This window comes from Marivirga sericea, assembly GCF_900177665.1.
Lineage (GTDB): Bacteria > Bacteroidota > Bacteroidia > Cytophagales > Cyclobacteriaceae > Marivirga > Marivirga sericea.
The window spans coordinates 88,655-107,057 of the sequence record NZ_FXAW01000003.1 but is presented as its reverse complement, the minus strand read 5'-3'; the positions used below and the strand labels follow the sequence as shown (position 1 = coordinate 107,057).

Below are 18,403 nucleotides of genomic sequence, written 5' to 3'. Positions count from 1 at the left end.
GCTGCTTTGTATTTCAAGAATCAATCAATCGGTTATAGATTGAATCAATCCACAAATTACCGAATTTTTTGAGTTATAAATGCAAATTTACAATAAAATCCTGCTATTCACCTGCAATCTTTTCAAATTCAATTATCTTTGAAATTGAAGAACACTTAAATAACCATCGCTATTGAGTTTTGAAATAAAACTTCCACTTTTTGAAGGACCATTTGATTTACTTCTTTTCTTCATTGAAAGGGACGAACTGGATATTTATGATATTCCAATTTCGAAAATCACGAATGACTTTCTAGATTACCTAAAGCATTTAGAACAGATGAACATTGAGGTAGCAAGTGAGTTCATATTGGTTGCCTCTACACTAATGCGCATCAAAGCTAAGATGCTATTACCTCGACCTCAAATGGATGAAGAGGGAAATGAAATCGACCCAAGAGAAGAACTAGTAAGGCATTTGTTAGAGTACAAAAAGTATAAATCTGTTTTGCAAGAGCTTTCTGATATGGAAGGTAAAATGCAGGAAAAAGAAAAGCGAGGCAATGTTAAAAAAGAAGTGCGATCTCTTTCTGAAACCATCAATGTGGAAGCAGAACTGCAAAACGTAGACTTATATAAACTTCTGAGAGTCTACAGAGATGTGATGGCACGCTATGAACTTGAAAAAAACAAACCTTCTCATAAGGTGGTTCAATATCCTTACACCATCGAGGACCAAAAAGACTATATCATCGCTAAGCTACAAAGAGATGGAAAGTTAGCTTTTACCACTTTTATTGACGAGAAACCCGAAAAGATAGCGGTGATTTTTAATTTTCTTGCCATACTAGAGTTGTTGCAAAGTTCACTAATTACCATAACTGTAGGGGAGGGCTTTAATAATTTTTGGCTTGAAAAAATTGAAACTGTTGCTGAATGAAGTTAGAGAAGGAGAAAATTTTCAAAACCCTCAATCCGAATAAGGTTTGGATTCCTGTTTTGCTAGGCGTATCCATTGTAGGTTTTTTATTTTATCAAGATGATTCTGTAACGGTAGAAAATCTCTCTCTCATTTTTGAGGCAGAAATCATCCCTGTAGCTTTGGCCTTTTTTGTACTCTTTGCACGTGATGTAGGCTATGTCTATCGTATTAGAATGATCACGGGTAAAAGGCTCACCTGGAAGAGTAGCATTTACGTTATCATTTTGTGGGAATTTGCCTCTGCAGTGACTCCTTCCGTGGTGGGAGGAACGGCTGTTGCGGTTTTTATTTTAATGAAAGAAGGGCTGAAACTGGGGAAAGCATTGGCTTACACAATGATTACGGCCATTTTCGATAACTTATATTTTGTGGTGATGGCCCCAATAGTCTATTTGATAGCCTCTGGTCACATTTTTCCGCAGAATTCAATGATAGAAACTCAACTCGGGAGGAGTTTACCTACTCTATTTATCGTGAGTTATTCTCTTATTGCAGTTTATACTTTCGTGATGGCATTTGCGGTCTTGGTTAATCCCCGGTGGTTCAGATGGATCTTATTAAAAATCACATCAATTAAATTCTTAAGAAGATGGAGAAAAGGAGCATACGAACAAGGCTCTGAAATTATGATGGCTTCAAAAGAGTTAAGGGGAAGAGACTTCACATATTGGTTAAAGATATCCCTTTCCACGATTTTTATATGGACTGCTCGTTATGCTATGTTGAATTGTGTAATTGAAGCGTTTTCAAATCAAAGCTTCTTCGAGCACATTGTGATTTTTGCTCGCCACGTAGTGATTTGGATAACTATGCTGGTCTCCCCAACTCCTGGCAGTAGTGGGACAGCTGAATTTATTTTCACACAATTCTTTAAAGAAGATTTAGGTTCAGTAACTTTTATAACCAATATCTTTTGGCGATTAATGACTTACTATCCTTATTTATTTTTAGGAGCTTTAGTATTGCCAAGATGGATAGGAAGGGTTTTTAAAAAGAAGAAAAAGTAAAAAAAAGATCTTGAAACTAGCAATAATGGCTAAATAAACTCTTTCTGCTGTTTTCAAATCACTTTCAAATTTCATAAATTGATTTCATGCAAATCAATCAAATAAAAGAAACATGTCTTTACATTAAAGACCTGGAAAAAGCCAAAGATTTTTATCACGGAAAGCTAGGTTTACCCATCATAACGCATGCTCCTGAAAAATTAATTTTCTTTCGTTCGGGCAGCTCAGTCTTGCTTTGCTTTAATCCAGATTTTAGTGAAGATCAGGATGTTCCTCCGCCACATTTTGCAAGAGGAAAACAGCATATTGCCTTTGAGATTCCAGCTGAAAATTACTTTTCCGCTAAAAGTGAATTAGAAGACATGGGGATAAGCATTACTTATGAACATAAATGGCCAAATGGTAAATTATCCGCCTATTTTGAAGATCCTGAAGGACATGTTTTAGAAATTGTGCCTAGCGGACTTTGGGAAAAGGCTTAGGTTAGCTCTGAAATAGAATGTGCAATGACCAGAAGTTGAATAGATCGGTACATTTATCAGCTTTTAAATTTTCCCAAGTTCTACATTTTTTAAAATTACACTACAAGAGCTCCTTTTTTGTTCAGGGCTTCTTCCACGTAGTCAAATGTCGATAATATATCAGGTTTACCATCTACTATGGCTACATCATGCTCAAAATGTGCGGAATATCTATTATCAGCAGTTACAATTGACCATCCATCAGCTAGTTGCTTGATACTTCTGCCACCTAAATTAATCATAGGCTCAATGGCTAATACCATCCCTTCTTTCAATTTAGCTCCTCTACCTCTTTTACCATAATTAGGCACTTCAGGAGACTCATGCATTTTTCGTCCTAATCCATGCCCAACTAACTCTCGCACTACGCCATAGCCATGATCCTCCGCATGTTGCTGAATAGCAAATCCAATGTCACCAATTCTGTTTCCTGCTTTACATTCCTCTATACCTAAATACAAAGACTCTTTAGTAACTTTCAATAATTTCTCTATCTCTGGTTTTACTTCTCCTACAGCGAATGTGTAAGCATGATCACCATAAAAACCGTTCATAACTACACCGCAGTCTATGGATATAATATCTCCTTCTTGTAAAGGTTCTTTATTTGGAAATCCATGAACTACTTGTTCGTTGGGGCTCATGCACAGAGTATTTGGGAAATCATAAAGACCTAAGAAGCCAGGTACACCACCATGATCTCTAATGAATTCTTCAGCTTTTTTATCTAATTCCAAAGTAGAGATGCCTGGCTCTAAGAGTTCAGCCATGAGTCCCAATGTTTTGGATACTAATAATGCGCTTTTACGCATTATTTCAATTTCTTCTTTTGTTTTCAAATGAATCATCTGAATAAATCTTTAAGTTTCTCCCAAAAGTTTTTTTTAGGAAGTGTGTATTCAACTGGATTGTTACCTAATAGTTCCCAAACTTTACTCCAGCCTACGAACCCTCCAACGTTGCGGTCATCTATAAAATAATCGACATTGAGTTTTCGACTTTGCTCAGGTTCTAATATTTCTTCCGGAAAATTCTTGTTAACAGCATAGAATTCCACACCATTCTTTTTGCAAAAATCCACCGCATGTTGCAATGCCTTTCCTTCACGTACAGTCCATAAAATCAGTTGATGTTGTTGTTGCTGTAAAGCTTTTAACGTTTCAAAAGCAAATAGATGAGGTTTCCCTATACTTGGATAACGATCTTCTACTATTGTGCCATCAAAATCAACTGCAATTTTCAACATTTTTTACAATTTTAGCTACTCTTTCAATTGGTGTAATAATTTAGGCTGGGTCGTTGACATACTGCTATTTTTAACTAAGTTTAAGAGCGTTAAGAACTTTCTATTTTGCTTTATATTCTGCCCTTATTTTTGCTTTCAAACAAAGTCGATCATACACCATTTCCGCAAGCTTCTCAGGAATTTTCTTTGTTCCAGGCTGCAAAGTTAAGGCAAATTCTTTTTCTGACACATCAATACGGTACATTATCTGCACCAATTTCTGAAAGTCATTATCTAATAAGTGATTAATATAAGGACTAAGCTTGTCAATAAAGCTTTTCTTACTTAGGGAATGCTCCTGAGTAATTTCAAAATCAGGAATTAATTTTTGAGAGACGGTAATAAGTTCTTTATGGTAATCCATGCGCAGGTATTTACTGCAAAGCTAAAAATTCAATTGGAATTTTAAAGGCTTGATTCCAGTAGGGAGTTTTGATCTTGATATTGAAAATCAAACCAATAGGCATAGTCTTGGTATTCTACACAATCAGGAAGGCTTATATTGTTGATTTCTAATTTGAGCATTGCGGATTGTGGAATCCACCCGCCAAAAAGCTCTTGTTGCTCATACGGCAAGCTGGAGATCTGAATGAAATTGATGCCGTTGTGGAAATTTGGACTTGCTTTCAGCATGACTTAATATTTTCTTTTTTTACAAATGTAGGAATTTATAACAGACTTATTATTAAGTGTTTGTTAATAGTTTATGAAGTTTTTTTGATTCGTAGTACTGGGCCAATTCAGGCAATTTTTACAGGATTTGACGGTTTTTATCATAAATTTCGCTTATTTCGTGTTTCTATTTTTTAAATATGGAGTATTTGGAAGCATTTGATTCGATTAGACCTTATAATGATTCAGAAGTGAATGAAGCTGTTCTGCGCTTAATTCAGCATCCATTTTTTGATCAAGTTACTCAAAGAGTTTTTCCTGATAAATCAACGGGACAGTTAAAGGAAGCTTTGACTGAAGTAAGGTCCGTAAAGGATTTTCAGAAAGTGATGATGTATCCTACTGCTAGAAGGGTGCTTGATAACAGTTCGGCAGGGATTTCTCATGATGGTTTCGATAAAATTAATCAAGATAAATCTTATCTTTTTGTTTCCAATCACAGAGATATAGTTCTAGATTCCACTATTTTGAATGTATTATTATTTGAATTGGGAATCGATACAACTGAAGTAGCCATAGGAAATAACCTATTGGTGAATCAGTGGGTAACTGACTTGGCAAAATTGAATAAGAACTTCATCGTGAATCGAAATATTCCGCCGAGAGAAATGTACTCTTATTCCCAAACGCTTTCATCCTACATTCGTCATACAATCCTTGATGCAAAAACTTCGATATGGATTGCTCAGCGAGAGGGTAGAACCAAAGATGGTGATGATCAAACACAACAAGGGTTATTGAAAATGATAGGTTTAAGTGGAGGAAAGGATTTCTACGAAAATTACGCTCCATTGAGAATCGCTCCTATGGCTATTTCTTATGAATATGACCCATGTGATGTTTTAAAAGCTAGGGAAGTAGCTTCAAAATTAGCAGGAAAACCTATAGATAAAACACCTGAAGATGATCTCCAAAGTATGATTGCAGGTATAACAGGTGTAAAGGGAAGAGTTCACATCTCGATAGGAAAGATAGTGGATGAAAAATTGCAGGAAATTCGTGAAATAAAGAATAAAAATGATCAAATGCAGGCCTTAGCTGATCTAATTGACGATCGGGTTCATAAAAGTTATAAGCTGTGGTCAAATAATTTTATTGCTTACGATTGGTTATATGGAGAACGCTTTTCAGATCATTATACTAAAGAAGAAGCAGAGAAATTCGAAGCCTACCTTCACAAGCAAGCTGAAAATTTCTCTGCTGATTTTAATGAATTAAAGGATCCCCTATTGGCTATGTATGCTAATCCAGTTAAGAATAAACTAAAAGTGGAAGGGATGGTTGAGAGCGAATTATAAAACTTTTGCTCTAACCTCAAACACCATGTCAGCTCTAATATCGGTATCATAATTTATAGATTCTCTAGTCACTACCTCATATCTAAGATCGTAACGGTCTTCTATGATGTAATCATCTAATTTAGCACCAGTCGTTTCCAGTTCTAATTCCCTGCCAATATTATCGGGTACATTCTCTATTTCAGCGAGCAAAGTAGACCCTTCACTATCGTTGGAAATATAGATTTCTAAGCTTTCTAAAAAGCTAAAAGTACGATCATCAGGACTGGTAATCGTCAAGGTTAAATCACTTAAATTAACATCTTCTACTAAGTCAGCCCGGGTATTATTGTTCTCAAAACTCTGTTGTGAGGATGTACTAATATTTGGTGTCCCTAAATCAATTGGTAAATTCACTCCAGATGATGAAGGAATTGTAAACTCAGCAGTATTAGAAATATTGAAAGTTGTAAAATTGTCTATACTTTCTTGAATATCACAACCGCAAAAAAATAAAAAAGCGACAACTAAAATTAAAAAATTAATCTTCATAAAGTATTTTGAATTTGGTGTACTACTTGGTACGGAAGATTAGTGGAATTGGATATAGTGTCTCCATTTTTCTAAAACATCTGTGAAATCATTAGGTAATTCAGAATCGAAATGAACTGATTGATTTGTTGAAGGATGAATAAAACCCAATGATTTAGCGTGTAAGGCTTGTCTTGGAATTATTTTGAAACAGTTATCCACAAAGGATTTGTATTTAGAGAATTGTGTTCCTTTTAAAATTCTGTCTCCGCCATATGTAGCATCATTGAATAGTGGATGGCCAATATACTTCATATGAGCGCGGATCTGATGAGTTCTTCCAGTTTCTAAATTACACTGGATCAGGGTAACATATCTTAACCTTTCTAAAACTTTATAATGGGTAATTGCAGTTCGTCCGAAATCTCCTTCTGGAAATGAGTCAGTAATTCTTCTGTCTTTAAAACTTCGGCCCAAGTTCACATCAATTGTACCTTCATCATCTTCTACATCGCCCCAAACTAAGGCATAATATGTTCTTTCAATACTATGATTAAAAAATTGTTTAGCTAAATGTGTCATGGATTTTTCTGTTTTAGCTATTACCAAGAGCCCTGAGGTATCTTTATCAATACGATGCACAAGACCTGGTCTTCCTTCATTTCCTTCCATTTCAGGTAATTGCTGAAAATGATAAGCTAATGCATTTACAAGAGTGCCTTCCCAATTTTGGTGGGCGGGATGAACAACCATTCCTGCCTCTTTATTAACAATAAGGAATTGAGAGTCTTCGTAGACTATATCCAACGGGATGTTTTCGGGTTTTACTTCTGTATCCCTAGGCGGCTCTGGTAATGCAATGCGGATAGTATCGTTAGGGTGAATTTTGTAATTGGGTTTGATAGCTTCCCCATTAACTTGTACAAATCCATCTTTAATAGCTTTTTGGACTTTATTTCTCGTAACATTGGGAAGTCGATCCATTAAGAATTTGTCAATTCTCAGTAATTCTTGCTTCGGGTCAACTTTTATTTGATGGTGTTCAAACAATCCATCATCTTCGTGCTCGTTTTTTAATATATCTTCTTGCATAACTTCTTTCAAGTTGTAAAGTTAGTAAAAAGATAGTGTGAACGAACACTTGATTTATTTTGATGGAAGTTTTAAAAGTAAGATATTTATTAGAGTGTATGATAGCTAAATGATGTTAAAATATATTTGCAGTATATTACTGGTGTTTTCAACGGCATTTTGTCAAGCGCAGTCAGTTTGGGATAAGCTAAACAAAGATCCATTCAAAAATTCCCAGTTTTATTTTGGTTTTAGGACGGGACCAAATTACAACTCAGTAAATGTTATAAATCGATATTCTGTGATCAAACCTACCAATAGTGATGATCAAAGAGTTTATGATAAAGAGTATCAAAAAGCTCAGAATTTGGGAGTTTTGTATGGTATTTCTTTTATGTATCAATTTGAGCAAAGAATAGTAGTAGGGGTGAATGCATCTGTTAATCAAGTCAGGTTCCGATACTTACAAGAGCAACCTGGTTCAAGTAGAAGTGTGCGTTTTATTCATAATCATGATTTGAATTATTTCGATTTACCTGTCTTTTTTCGATTTATGTTTAGGAAAGTGAATAGTCGCTTTTGGGATAAATCAAGTAAGAAGCCCACAGTTCCTGCAATTATTCCTTTTGCGCAAGTCGGCCTTAATTTTTCGATTTTAATGAATGCTGACAAGGAATACTCAAAAATCACCACTCAAAATGGCATTGAGAGTAGAGAATTCAATAAGCAAGAAGATATTAAATCGATAATGGCTCCCAATACTGTCGGGGTATTCATAGGGGGTGGTGCTCGCTTCCGAGTTGGGACTTTTTATTTGACAGCAGAAGCAAATTTTAGGCAGGGCCTGAACAATGCAAATAATCAAGACGCAAGATACATGAATGAAAATCTACAAAATGAGGCCTATGATATAATGGATGATTTTAGTTTTCAGTCTTTTGAAGCTTTAATAGGAGTGATCTTCCCATTAAAATATTTAAGTAAAAAGGAGTTTATGCCTGTTGAAATATGAAGTATTTTCTCCTCGTCATATCGGGCTTAGTTATGTTGTCTTCATGCGGAGAAGAAGTTATTGAGTTCAGACCAACCGAAAAATTTAATAGTATATTTGATAGTCCTGCTGAAGGGATTAGTTTTACTCCACTTGATGCTATAGCGACTGACGATGGAGGTTTTTTGGTGCTATCAACCTTGGTCGATGAAACAATTTTTGTTCTGAAAGTTACCAATAGAGGTGATTTTCAGTGGAGTACACAATTAGATCCTCAGTTTGTCAAGGCCGTGCCTAATTTAGTAAGGCAAGGTGATAATTATTATTTCATTGGAAGTAGTCTACCTGATTATACGGCAACGCTTTTTGAGATAAATGATTTAGAACAAACAATTGCGGCACTGAGAAGCTATACCGCTTACAGGAGACCTTTAGCCTTCAATAACCTCAACCCTAGCACGTATTTACTTTTGACCTATAATGATACAACAGGAACAGTTTTAAGTAAAGTACAAGACGGCTTTGCTATGGAATGGGCAAGAAAGTATGATGATATTACAAATGCTCATCAAAAGTTGAAGGATTTTAGAAATTCGAATGAGACACATTTTTTCGTAGGGTCGTATAATGCTGGCTCTGCAATTTATTTTAATTCACTTAAAGAGGACGGTATGAGTTTGACCTACACGAATGACCAAGGTATGCAAACAGGTTTGGTTAGCGGCTCAAATAAAAATATGATGAACTCACTCAATTCTTATGGCAACGGCTTTTTAGCATCGAATTATGTGGTAAATAATCAATCTTTCTTCATAAATAATTATCAGCCTGTTTTAAATGACACGGTTGACTTACAGAATTTCAGTGGAGAAGTAATACAGGATAGATTACGAATTCAAAACGCAATATCTGCTTCCTTTTCTTTGAGCAATACAGAATATTTAATTAATGCTTATTCAACTTTAGATGGTCGAGTAAAATTGAGTTTTTATGATAGTCTTTCAGGAGAATTATTAGCAATTAAATATGTAGGTGGAACTGATCCCTTAGAAATCATTAAAATGATTCCTACACGTGATGAAGGATTAGCTCTGCTATCAAAAATCACAATAGCCGGATCTAAGGAGCGTATTAATCTAAGAAAAATACCCAAGGATGAAATTTTAATGCTCTTATGACGCATTATTTAGATCTCCAATGACTGCAATTATTGAAGTCAAAAATTGATAAAGGTAAAAACTATAAAATCGGCTCATTGTATAGGGTCTTCTCTATCAACCATTTAGAATATTATCCGTTAGAAAGTTGCTATGTTAAAAAAAATACTGACCGTTTTCCTATTTGTTTCATCCTTTGTGTCAATTGAAATCTTGGCTCAAGGTGGTGAATTGAAAATCATTAAAGTACCTGAATTGGAAAGAATCATGCAGGAATCCGATACAGAAAGTCTTAAAGTCATCAACTTTTGGGCCACATGGTGCAAACCCTGTATTAAGGAGCTTCCTTATTTTGTGAATGCTGAGGAAAAGTTTCCAAAAGTAGATTTTATTTATATGAGTATTGATTTTTCAGAGAATGCTTCTAAAGCGGAGAAATTTGCTTTAAAAAAGGGGATCAATCCCGATGGACTGTATTTAATAGATGATGTCGATTATAATTCTTGGATAGATAAGGTCTCTCCAGAATGGTCAGGAGCAATACCTGCTACCTTAATTATCAAAGATGGAAATAAATATTTTTATGAAAAGGAATTTCATGAAGGTGAATTGGAAGAGTTAATTTTACAAACACTAAATTAATACTACTATGAAAAAGTTAATTGGATTGTCGTTAGTGCTAATTGCTATTCTTGCTTTTAGCTTTAAAAAGGGAGGCTATGAGGTTGGAGATATAGCTATGGACTTCTCCCTCAAGAATATTGATGGAGAAAAAGTGTCACTGGATTCTTATGAGGATGCTAAGGGGTTCATGATTATTTTCACATGCAATTCTTGTCCATATTCTGTTGCTTATGAAGATAGAATTATTGCACTACATGAGAAATACGCTGCCAAAGGAGTGCCGGTTATTGCTATAAACCCAAATGACGATGTGAAATCTCCAGAGGATTCCTTCGCTAAAATGATTGAAAGGGCTGAAGAAAAGGGATTTCCGTTTCCTTTCGTATACGATGAAACTCAAGAAATCACTAAGGCTTATGGCGCCACAAATACGCCACATGTTTATGTTCTGAATGCAGAAAGGAAAGTCAAGTATATAGGAGCAATTGACAACAACACTAAGTCTGCTGAAAATGCTGATAAGAAGTATGTAGAAGATGCAGTTGATGCGGTTCTAAATGAAAAGGAGGTGCCAGAAAAGAAAACCAAAGCAATAGGTTGCACAATCAAATGGGCATCTTAGCAATCATTTTTTTAATTAAATTTTAATCAAAAGCTGACCTGATGGTCGGCTTTTTTTGATTGATAGTCAGTTGGTTTGATAGCTGGGAGGGGTGCTAAAATTACATTGATAACTGTAAAGAAATATATTCTTTTGTAACTAATCATTATCAAATTCGCTATTAAAGGACATAACCAAACTTTTTAATAAGATGAATAAAATAATTTTAGTGTTACCATTTTTGATATTGAGTTCATTTTTAGTCAAAGCTCAATCTGACCGAACAGGTGTAAGAGCATCATTAAATTTATCTAATTTATATGTTGATGAAGTTAATGATGAAAATACAAAACCAGGTTTCGTTGTTGGAGTTTATTTCCGCAAAGGAATCTCGGACCAGGTCAGTATCCAACCTGAAATCAACTACAGTTTAAAAGGATCGCAAATCAATTATGATGGTGGTTTTTTTACTGGAAGCGGAAAGTATAGATATAATTTGTCCTATATAGAAATTCCAGTTCTTGCTAATATTCATGTTGGCGAAAACCTATACTTTAGTGGTGGTCCTTATATTGCCACTTTAATTTCAGCTAAGGTAAAGGATGTTGATGGAGATGGCAGTATTAACAGTGTGGAAGAATATGACAGAGATAATTTTAATACGTTTGACTACGGTGTTGCTGCAGGAGTCGGCTTCGATTTTACTGGCGGTACAGCAGGGGTTAGATATAACTATGGATTAGTGGATGTGGCTCCTGATGGAAATGGATTAGATAACGGAAAGAATTCTGTATTGCAATTCTTTGTAGGATTTGATTTCTAAAGATAGAAAATTCATTAGTATTTAAAGCACAGTTGTAAATTACAGCTGTGCTTTATTTTTTTACTACCATTTCTAATAAATCATCTAGATATTTTCTGTTATTCGACAATCGAGGTACTTTGTTCTGACCACCTAGCTTACCTCGTTTTCGCATCCATTCGTAGAAAGTTCCTTGTGGCACGTTATGAATAACGAGACCATGTAATGCTATGTCTTTATAGCGTTTAGCATCATAATCTGAATTTATTTTTCGTATCTCGTCATCAAGAATCTTAGCGAATTCCTCTAGGTCCTTAGGTTCTTTAGAAAACTCAATAACCCACTCATGTGCTCCACTTTTTCCATGTTGTAAATATTTAGGTGCAGCTGTAAAGTCATCAATGATTACCCCCGTTTTGTTGCAAGCTGTAGCAATGGCTTTTTCGGCATTTTCGATCATTAACTCTTCGCCAAATGCATTGATAAAATGCTTGGTACGTCCACTGATTTTAATTCTGTAAGGATTTAAAGAGGTAAACCTAATTGTATCACCAATTCTATATCGCCATAAACCTGCATTAGTACTTATAACTATTTCATAAATTTTATGAAGTTCAACGTCAGCTAGACGGATAGTTTTCGGCTGATCTTGATCAGCATTTTCTAAGGGAATAAATTCATAAAAAATACCATAATCAAGCATCAGAAGCATTTCGTCAGAGTCACTGTTGTCTTGAATTCCAAAAAAGCCTTCTGATGCATTATAAGTTTCTAAATAGCTCATTTTTGGAGATTTGATCAAATCTCTAAAAAGAGGTTGGTAAGGAACAAATGAAACTGCACCGTGAATAAACAATTCTAAGTTTGGCCAAACTTCTGAGATGTTGTCTTTCCCACTTAGTTCGAGTATTCGCTGCAATAAAACCACTGTCCAAGTCGGTACGCCAGTCAGGCTAGTGACGTCTTCTTTCATGGTCGCATTAGCCATTGCTTCAATTTTCCCTTCCCACTCGTCCATTAAGGCAATTTCCAGACTGGGTGTTCTGATTATTTGAACCCAAAAGGGTAAATTTTTCATGATTACAGCAGAAACATCGCCATAAAATGAATTTGAGTTATTATCGAATTGATTAACCTGCTGACTTCCTCCTATACTTAAATTCTTTCCCGTAAAAAGTCGAGAATCAGGCTTATTGTTAAGATAGATTGATAACAAATCTTTTCCGCCTTTGAAGTGGCAGTCTTCCAAGGCCTCGTCAGAAACGGGTATGAATTTACTTCTGTCATTAGTTGTGCCTGACGATTTGGAGAACCATCTGATTTCAGTTGGCCAAAGGATATTTTGTTCTCCTTTAAGGAGCTGATCTATGTAAGGGAATATTTCTTCATAAGTGTGTAAAGGTACTCGTTCCTGGTAATCCTTGAAGTCTTTTAATTCATCAAACCGATATTCTTTGCCAAATTTGGTATTCCTCGCCCGGTAGATCAATTTTTGAAGTACCTCACTTTGCATTTCATTTGGGTATTTCATAAAAAGCTCCACTTCGTGAATTCTTTTCTTCATAACCCATGTCATTATTGAGTGGAGGAATTCCATATTTTAAAGTTTTCTCTTTAATTCGAAGTGCTTACCTAAATATACTCTACGAACTTGTTCATCATTTGCTAAATCTTCTGCGGTTCCAGCCTTTAGCAACTTACCTTCAAACATTAAATAAGCTCTATCGGTAATAGATAGCGTTTCATTTACATTGTGATCAGTGATCAGAATTCCAATATTTTTTTCTTTTAATCGGCCTACTATAGTCTGAATTTCTTCTACGGCAATGGGGTCAACACCGGCAAAAGGTTCGTCAAGTAAAATAAAACTGGGATCCATGGCCAATGCTCTTGCAATTTCTGTTCTTCTTCTTTCTCCTCCTGAAAGTACCATACCTTTGTTTTTGCGCACATGGTTAAGACTAAATTCGTCCAAAAGGCTTTCCATTTTCTCTTTTTTGGCTGCTTTACTGATTTTCCTCATTTCCAAAACGGCCATTAAATTTTCTTCTACCGTTAAAGATCTGAACACCGAAGCTTCTTGTGCCAAATAACCTACACCCTTTTTTGCCCTTTTATACATGGGCAATTCAGTGATATTTTGATCATCTAAGTAAATCTCCCCCGAATTTGGCTTTACTAAGCCGACTATCATATAAAAGGAGGTTGTTTTTCCAGCACCATTTGGTCCCAAAAGCCCTACTATCTCTCCTTGCTCAACGCTTACAGAAATATGATCCACTACAGTCCTTTTGGAATATGTCTTTACAAGATTTTCAGCTTTTAATATCATTTCTATTTTTTTGTTCTGATGCTATAAAGCAACAAACATACCTAAACGGCAAATTAACGAAAATAATTATTCAATGCGGATATCTTTTAAATAAAGCTGCAAAGATTTCACACCGTTAAAATGATTTTCTTGTATTGTAAATGCCAGTTCGAAATCATTAGAATTCATAATAAGCGCTTTATATTCTGCCATTCCAAAACCAATTGCAGTAATTTTCTGGTTTCCGTTTTTGTTCTTTACCGTAAGTTTTAGATGTTTTTCTTTGAGGATTAATGGTTCTCCAAGAATTTTCAAATCTTTTGCAGCAAAAACAGGTTGCATATTCCCTGGTCCAAAAGGATCCATTTGAGATAAAATAGTATAAAACTTCTCAGTAATTTGATCTATTTCAATGTAACTATCAATATGCACTTTCGCAGTAAGTTGATCTTCCGTTATGCTATTCTTGACAACTTGCTCAAAGGCTGCGGAGAAAGCGGGAATATTTTCTATTGGTAGCGTGAGTCCTGCTGCATGTTTATGACCTCCGAATTGCTCTAAATATTCTTTGCATGACTCAATTGCACCGTAAAGGTCAAATCCATCCACTGATCTAGCTGAACCAGTAGCCTTACCATTGGACTCGGTCATAATAATAGTTGGCCGATAGTGCTGCTCAATACATCTTGAAGCTACTATTCCTATTACTCCCTTATGCCAATTTTTATTGTAAAGTACGGTACTACTGGCTGCTAGTAGTTCTGTATCATCTCCAATAATGCTTAGTGCTTCGCTTGTGATGTTTTGATCAAAGTCTTTTCTTGAATTATTCTTGTTGGAAACATCATCTGCAATAATTAAAGCTTCGTCCTCATGAATGGCAGTTAGTAATCTTACAGCTAAGTGAGCATGGTCTATTCTACCTGCAGCATTTATTCTAGGGCCAAGCTGAAAGACTAAATTCGAGATGGTAATTTTTTCTTTCAACCCAGAGGCTTGAAGGAGGGCTTTAATGCCCGGTCTTGGGTTGAAATTTATTTTTTCTAGTCCATAGAATGCCAGCGTTCTGTTCTCACCTGTGACAGCTACAATATCTGCTGCAATACTTATAGCTACCAAATCTAATAATTCGAAAGCATGGTGCTCAGGAATTTTCCTTTCAATACAGAACCCTTGAATTAGTTTGAATCCAACCCCGCATCCTGAGAGTTCTTTAAAAGGATATCGGCAGTCCTGTCGCTTTGGATCTAAAACAGCAACTGCCTCAGGTATTTTTTGACCAGGATTGTGATGGTCACAGATTATAAAATCAATGTTTTTTGAGTTTGCATACTTGACTTGTTCATTAGCTTTGATTCCACAATCTAAAGAGATAATTAGACTGCAATTCTTGTCTTCAGCAAAATCAATACCTTTTTTTGAAATCCCATAACCTTCTAGATATCTATCAGGAATATAGTAATGTAAATTTTTTGTATAGTTTTTTAGAAAGCTATACATCATGGAAACTGATGTCGATCCATCCACGTCATAATCGCCATAAACCAAAATAGCTTCCTCATTGTCAATTGCTTTTGTAAGTCTCTTCACTGCTGTTGACATGTCTTGCATTAAGAACGGATCGTGACAGTCTTCAATAGAAGGTCTGAAATAAGATTTTGCCTCAGAAAAAGAAGTGATGTCTCTGTTAATCAATATTTTGGACAGTACAGAATTAATATTGATTGCTTGACTTAATTCTTCAATTTTAGTTGTTTCAGGTTCTGGTGCTATAATCCACTTTTTTTCTGTAGGCATGTGGCAAAAATAAAAAAGGCTTCTAAGAAAATCGAAGTCTTCCAAAGAAATGATTTGGTTAAATTGAAATAAATAAGAAGTTTCAAATAAACCTAGCTTTCATATTGAAGTGAATTAAGCTAGTAGTTGAGAAGGTCATTATATTTCTACTCTCATTCAATATTTGAACGTTGAAAACAGTTATAGTTATAGTCAAGTTTAAAATTTCATATGCGAACAGTATTTACATTACTTATTTTTATTTTTTGTAATCAATTACATGGCCAAGTGGAAAATATTCATGCTTCATTTGTCTTAAATTCAGGTGCAAATGAGAGGTTTACGCAAAGCGTTGATTTTTCCTTTACAGCTATTGCATTGAAATCAAAGGAGACCAGTGATTTTAGTGAAATTGGTTTTATTCATGAATCCGATACTATTTATTTCAATAATGATCTCCATTCTGATAATAGCGATCAATATTTCTATTCCAGCTTAATACACTTTGATCAAGCAATAAAATCAGTTGATTTATATGGTGTGAAAGATAACGAAAAACTAGAAGTGGTACTCATAAATGGAAGTGGGCAATATTCCGATTATTCGCTTCAGAAAGGGAAGGTAGAACAAAACAATGACTGTGAATTAACCGGGGTAATTCAACAATCAGAATGGCGAGCAGGCCTTCCTGAGCCTTCCTATACTAGAAGTTTTACGACTACTGAAAATATGATTGTTCACCATTCTGCTGGATCGAATAATATTTCTGACTATACGCAAGCGGTCCGCAGTATTTATATTTTTCACACTGAAGAGAATGGTTGGTCAGATATAGGTTACAACTATTTAGTTGCTCCGAATGGGGTCATTTATGCGGGTAGGGATCCAGCAGCTGGAGATCAGGATAAAGTGTTAGGGGCACATTTTTGTGGCTCAAATTCCAGCACGATGGGAATATGTCTTATGGGTAATTATGAAACAGTTGAACCTCCCTCAGAAATGTTAGAGAGCCTAGAGCAAGTGTTGAGTTGGAAGGCATTTAAAGATGATTTGGCACCACTGGATGTGAGCGCTCATCCACTAAATAGTAATCTTGGAGTAATAGCAGGTCATCAAGAGGGGTGCAGTACTTTATGTCCAGGTGAGAATGTTTACAAAAGACTACAACAAATTAGAGTAAACGTTGAGGCACAATTGGAAGAATGTAGTGGAGAGGATGAAGAGGAGCCAATTGTTGTGATTGAGATTGATTCGGTTCTAAGTGAAAAAATTTACCCTAACCCTATAAAAAGCGACTTTTCCTTTAGTATGGATATTTCAGAAGGTAGTAAAGACGATCTTAGATTTATTTATATTTTTAATCAAGAAGGAAAGCGCATTAAATGGCAAAACATTTATTTTACCGAAAACAAATTAGAAGTAAAACTGCCCAGTACTTTGAAACCAGGTATTTATTTTTTGCAAACTAGCTTCAGAAATGGTGATGAAAGTTCTCAACGGTTTGTAATTCAATAGTGCTGTTGTTTCAATTTTGATTTAGGAAGCCACTCAGTCCTACTTGTATCTCAACGATAAAAATTCCTTCTAGTATCATCAAAATCTCCTTAATTTTGATTTTTCTCCAACTAAAATGAAAAGGTAGTAGAAGCAAATAGAGAATTAACACATAGAATGGATTTTGATGGCCTATTCGGTTTATTTTATGTTCAATTCCATATATTTCCCGTTAAGAGATTTATATTTGTCCGTAAGTCAACTATCTTATATGCGAAAAGTATTTACGCTATTTATTAATATAATTAGTATTCAGCTACAAGCACAAGAAGGAAATATCCACACTTCATTTCCCCTGAATAATGATGCAAATCAAAGAATGATTCAGGAGAGCAATTTTTCATTCACAGCTATTGCGCTGAAATCAAAGGAAATCAGAGATTTTAGTAGTATTGGTTTTATAAATAGTGCAGATACTATTTATTTCAACAACGATTTGCATTCTGATAATGCAGATGGATATTTTCATTCTAGTCTAATTCATTTTGAACAAGCTATAAAATCAATTGACTTATATATTCCATCGGAAGTTCAAGATTTAAATGTTGTTTTAATAAACGGAAGTGGAGAATATTCCGACTTTTCACCCAGGAAAACTATCATGAATCAAAGTAGCGATTGCGAACTAAGTGGCGTTGTTCAGCAATCGGAATGGAGAGTTGGCCTTCCTGAACCTTCATATACAAGAATTTTTACAGATACTGGAAACATGATTGTGCATCATTCTGCCGGATCTAATAATACTATAGATTTTACACAGGCCGTTAGGGATATTTATATTTACCATACACAGGAGAACGGTTGGTCGGATATAGGCTATAATTATTTAGTCGCCCCCAATGGGACAGTGTATGCAGGAAGAGATCCTGCCGGTGGAGAGCAAGATCAAGTAATGGGAGCTCATTTTTGTGGTTCTAATTCCAATACTATGGGCATATGCCTAATGGGTAATTATGAAACTATTGAACCTACATCCGAACTGCTGGAGAGCTTAGAGTCTTTAATTAGCTGGAAAGCTTTTAAGGACGATTTACCGGTTCTTGAATCCAAGTTTCATCCTTTAAACCCAGAACTTGGAGTAATTGCGGGGCACCGGGATGGTTGCAGTACTTTGTGCCCTGGTGATAATGTCTATCTCAAATTGCAAGAGATTCGGGAAAATGTAAATTCACAGTTAGTAATTTGTAGGGATGACAATGGGGGAGTTGGAGACGGAGGAGAAGATGATGGAGGCGAAGGAGATGACGATGGGGGAGATGGAG

At 35.4% G+C, this 18,403-nt stretch carries 20 protein-coding genes; 11 read left to right on the top strand and 9 right to left on the bottom strand.

What is annotated here, in order from left to right; genetic code table 11:
* The first annotated feature begins 172 nt into the window (after positions 1–172).
* From B9Y84_RS08105 to B9Y84_RS08095, 3 genes are all read left to right on the top strand, one after another.
* The gene (locus B9Y84_RS08105; protein ID WP_085516591.1) at positions 173–919 is read left to right on the top strand and encodes a segregation and condensation protein A; all 747 of its coding nucleotides are present in this window, start codon (positions 173–175) and stop codon (positions 917–919) included.
* Positions 916–1,968 carry a lysylphosphatidylglycerol synthase transmembrane domain-containing protein gene (locus B9Y84_RS08100; protein ID WP_085516590.1) on the top strand — a complete coding sequence of 351 codons (1,053 nt, stop codon included), beginning with the start codon at positions 916–918 and terminating at the stop codon, positions 1,966–1,968. Before B9Y84_RS08105 ends, B9Y84_RS08100 begins: the two co-directional genes overlap by 4 nt.
* A gap of 86 nt (positions 1,969–2,054) precedes the next feature.
* Positions 2,055–2,450 carry a VOC family protein gene (locus tag B9Y84_RS08095; RefSeq protein WP_085516589.1) on the top strand — a complete coding sequence of 132 codons (396 nt, stop codon included), beginning with the start codon at positions 2,055–2,057 and terminating at the stop codon, positions 2,448–2,450.
* A 95-nt stretch (positions 2,451–2,545) separates the two neighbouring features.
* Here B9Y84_RS08095 and map read toward each other — a convergent pair whose 3' ends face one another.
* The 4 genes from map to B9Y84_RS08075 all read right to left on the bottom strand — a co-directional run bounded on the left by map (position 2,546) and on the right by B9Y84_RS08075 (position 4,407).
* Positions 2,546–3,337 carry a type I methionyl aminopeptidase gene (gene map / locus B9Y84_RS08090; protein ID WP_085516588.1) on the bottom strand — a complete coding sequence of 264 codons (792 nt, stop codon included), beginning with the start codon at positions 3,335–3,337 and terminating at the stop codon, positions 2,546–2,548.
* Positions 3,334–3,735, bottom strand: coding sequence for a BT0820 family HAD-type phosphatase (locus tag B9Y84_RS08085; RefSeq protein WP_139827986.1), 402 nt, complete (start codon positions 3,733–3,735; stop codon positions 3,334–3,336). Before B9Y84_RS08085 ends, map begins: the two co-directional genes overlap by 4 nt.
* A gap of 100 nt (positions 3,736–3,835) precedes the next feature.
* Complete coding sequence (locus B9Y84_RS08080; RefSeq protein WP_085516587.1) at positions 3,836–4,138, bottom strand: hypothetical protein; 303 nt, start codon at positions 4,136–4,138, stop codon at positions 3,836–3,838.
* Positions 4,139–4,179: 41 nt separating this feature from the next.
* A complete protein-coding gene (locus B9Y84_RS08075) occupies positions 4,180–4,407 on the bottom strand; it encodes a hypothetical protein (protein WP_085516586.1) in 228 nt (75 codons plus the stop codon).
* 179 nt (positions 4,408–4,586) lie between these two features.
* On the opposite strand from B9Y84_RS08075, the gene B9Y84_RS08070 reads away from it, so the two are divergent.
* Positions 4,587–5,744: a 1-acyl-sn-glycerol-3-phosphate acyltransferase gene (locus B9Y84_RS08070; RefSeq protein ID WP_085516585.1), complete on the top strand. Its 1,158-nt coding sequence runs from the start codon at positions 4,587–4,589 to the stop codon at positions 5,742–5,744.
* On the opposite strand, the gene B9Y84_RS08065 is transcribed toward B9Y84_RS08070, so the two are convergent.
* A complete protein-coding gene (locus B9Y84_RS08065; protein WP_085516584.1) occupies positions 5,739–6,275 on the bottom strand; it encodes a hypothetical protein in 537 nt (178 codons plus the stop codon). The genes B9Y84_RS08070 and B9Y84_RS08065 overlap by 6 nt on opposite strands.
* 39 nt (positions 6,276–6,314) lie before the next feature.
* A complete protein-coding gene (locus B9Y84_RS08060; protein ID WP_085516583.1) occupies positions 6,315–7,346 on the bottom strand; it encodes an RluA family pseudouridine synthase in 1,032 nt (343 codons plus the stop codon).
* A 280-nt stretch (positions 7,347–7,626) separates the two neighbouring features.
* Here B9Y84_RS08060 and B9Y84_RS08055 point away from each other — a divergent pair, with 280 nt between their 5' ends.
* The 5 genes from B9Y84_RS08055 (at position 7,627) to B9Y84_RS08035 (ending at position 11,521) form a co-directional block, all read left to right on the top strand.
* On the top strand, positions 7,627–8,337 hold the full coding sequence (locus tag B9Y84_RS08055) for a PorT family protein (protein ID WP_139827985.1): 711 nt from the start codon (positions 7,627–7,629) through the stop codon (positions 8,335–8,337).
* Complete coding sequence (locus B9Y84_RS08050) at positions 8,334–9,494, top strand: hypothetical protein (protein WP_139827984.1); 1,161 nt, start codon at positions 8,334–8,336, stop codon at positions 9,492–9,494. Before B9Y84_RS08055 ends, B9Y84_RS08050 begins: the two co-directional genes overlap by 4 nt.
* Positions 9,495–9,626: 132 nt before the next feature.
* Complete coding sequence (locus tag B9Y84_RS08045; protein WP_085516580.1) at positions 9,627–10,115, top strand: TlpA family protein disulfide reductase; 489 nt, start codon at positions 9,627–9,629, stop codon at positions 10,113–10,115.
* A 7-nt stretch (positions 10,116–10,122) separates the two neighbouring features.
* Positions 10,123–10,719 carry a thioredoxin family protein gene (locus B9Y84_RS08040; RefSeq protein WP_085516579.1) on the top strand — a complete coding sequence of 199 codons (597 nt, stop codon included), beginning with the start codon at positions 10,123–10,125 and terminating at the stop codon, positions 10,717–10,719.
* A gap of 190 nt (positions 10,720–10,909) precedes the next feature.
* Complete coding sequence (locus B9Y84_RS08035; protein ID WP_085516578.1) at positions 10,910–11,521, top strand: porin family protein; 612 nt, start codon at positions 10,910–10,912, stop codon at positions 11,519–11,521.
* A gap of 52 nt (positions 11,522–11,573) precedes the next feature.
* On the opposite strand, the gene B9Y84_RS08030 is transcribed toward B9Y84_RS08035, so the two are convergent.
* The 3 genes from B9Y84_RS08030 to recJ all read right to left on the bottom strand — a co-directional run bounded on the left by B9Y84_RS08030 (position 11,574) and on the right by recJ (position 15,608).
* Positions 11,574–13,064, bottom strand: coding sequence for a GH3 auxin-responsive promoter family protein (locus tag B9Y84_RS08030; RefSeq protein ID WP_245830839.1), 1,491 nt, complete (start codon positions 13,062–13,064; stop codon positions 11,574–11,576).
* 36 nt (positions 13,065–13,100) lie between these two features.
* The gene (gene lptB / locus B9Y84_RS08025) at positions 13,101–13,832 is read right to left on the bottom strand and encodes an LPS export ABC transporter ATP-binding protein (RefSeq protein ID WP_085516576.1); all 732 of its coding nucleotides are present in this window, start codon (positions 13,830–13,832) and stop codon (positions 13,101–13,103) included.
* 66 nt (positions 13,833–13,898) lie between these two features.
* Entirely contained in the window at positions 13,899–15,608 is a 1,710-nt protein-coding gene (gene recJ / locus B9Y84_RS08020) for a single-stranded-DNA-specific exonuclease RecJ (RefSeq protein ID WP_085516575.1), read from the bottom strand.
* Between the two features lie 210 nt (positions 15,609–15,818).
* Between recJ and B9Y84_RS08015 the strand changes: the two genes are divergently transcribed.
* Complete coding sequence (locus tag B9Y84_RS08015) at positions 15,819–17,102, top strand: N-acetylmuramoyl-L-alanine amidase (protein WP_085516574.1); 1,284 nt, start codon at positions 15,819–15,821, stop codon at positions 17,100–17,102.
* A 250-nt stretch (positions 17,103–17,352) separates the two neighbouring features.
* Positions 17,353–18,403 (top strand): N-acetylmuramoyl-L-alanine amidase (locus B9Y84_RS20590; RefSeq protein WP_176223749.1); only part of this gene is annotated, 1,051 nt, incomplete at its 3' end.

Bases quoted from the DNA above. Each gene is read 5' to 3' on its own strand.
- B9Y84_RS08100 (WP_085516590.1), top strand. From the start codon at position 916: ATGAAGTTAGAGAAGGAGAAAATTTTCAAAACCCTCAATCCGAATAAG.
- B9Y84_RS08095 (WP_085516589.1), top strand. From the start codon at position 2,055: ATGCAAATCAATCAAATAAAAGAAACATGTCTTTACATTAAAGACCTG.
- map (WP_085516588.1), bottom strand. From the start codon at position 3,337: ATGATTCATTTGAAAACAAAAGAAGAAATTGAAATAATGCGTAAAAGC.
- B9Y84_RS08085 (WP_139827986.1), bottom strand. From the start codon at position 3,735: ATGTTGAAAATTGCAGTTGATTTTGATGGCACAATAGTAGAAGATCGT.
- B9Y84_RS08080 (WP_085516587.1), bottom strand. From the start codon at position 4,138: ATGGATTACCATAAAGAACTTATTACCGTCTCTCAAAAATTAATTCCT.
- B9Y84_RS08075 (WP_085516586.1), bottom strand. From the start codon at position 4,407: ATGCTGAAAGCAAGTCCAAATTTCCACAACGGCATCAATTTCATTCAG.
- B9Y84_RS08070 (WP_085516585.1), top strand. From the start codon at position 4,587: ATGGAGTATTTGGAAGCATTTGATTCGATTAGACCTTATAATGATTCA.
- B9Y84_RS08065 (WP_085516584.1), bottom strand. From the start codon at position 6,275: ATGAAGATTAATTTTTTAATTTTAGTTGTCGCTTTTTTATTTTTTTGC.
- B9Y84_RS08060 (WP_085516583.1), bottom strand. From the start codon at position 7,346: ATGCAAGAAGATATATTAAAAAACGAGCACGAAGATGATGGATTGTTT.
- B9Y84_RS08050 (WP_139827984.1), top strand. From the start codon at position 8,334: ATGAAGTATTTTCTCCTCGTCATATCGGGCTTAGTTATGTTGTCTTCA.
- B9Y84_RS08045 (WP_085516580.1), top strand. From the start codon at position 9,627: ATGTTAAAAAAAATACTGACCGTTTTCCTATTTGTTTCATCCTTTGTG.
- B9Y84_RS08040 (WP_085516579.1), top strand. From the start codon at position 10,123: ATGAAAAAGTTAATTGGATTGTCGTTAGTGCTAATTGCTATTCTTGCT.
- B9Y84_RS08035 (WP_085516578.1), top strand. From the start codon at position 10,910: ATGAATAAAATAATTTTAGTGTTACCATTTTTGATATTGAGTTCATTT.
- B9Y84_RS08030 (WP_245830839.1), bottom strand. From the start codon at position 13,064: ATGAAGAAAAGAATTCACGAAGTGGAGCTTTTTATGAAATACCCAAAT.
- lptB (WP_085516576.1), bottom strand. From the start codon at position 13,832: ATGATATTAAAAGCTGAAAATCTTGTAAAGACATATTCCAAAAGGACT.
- recJ (WP_085516575.1), bottom strand. From the start codon at position 15,608: ATGCCTACAGAAAAAAAGTGGATTATAGCACCAGAACCTGAAACAACT.
- B9Y84_RS08015 (WP_085516574.1), top strand. From the start codon at position 15,819: ATGCGAACAGTATTTACATTACTTATTTTTATTTTTTGTAATCAATTA.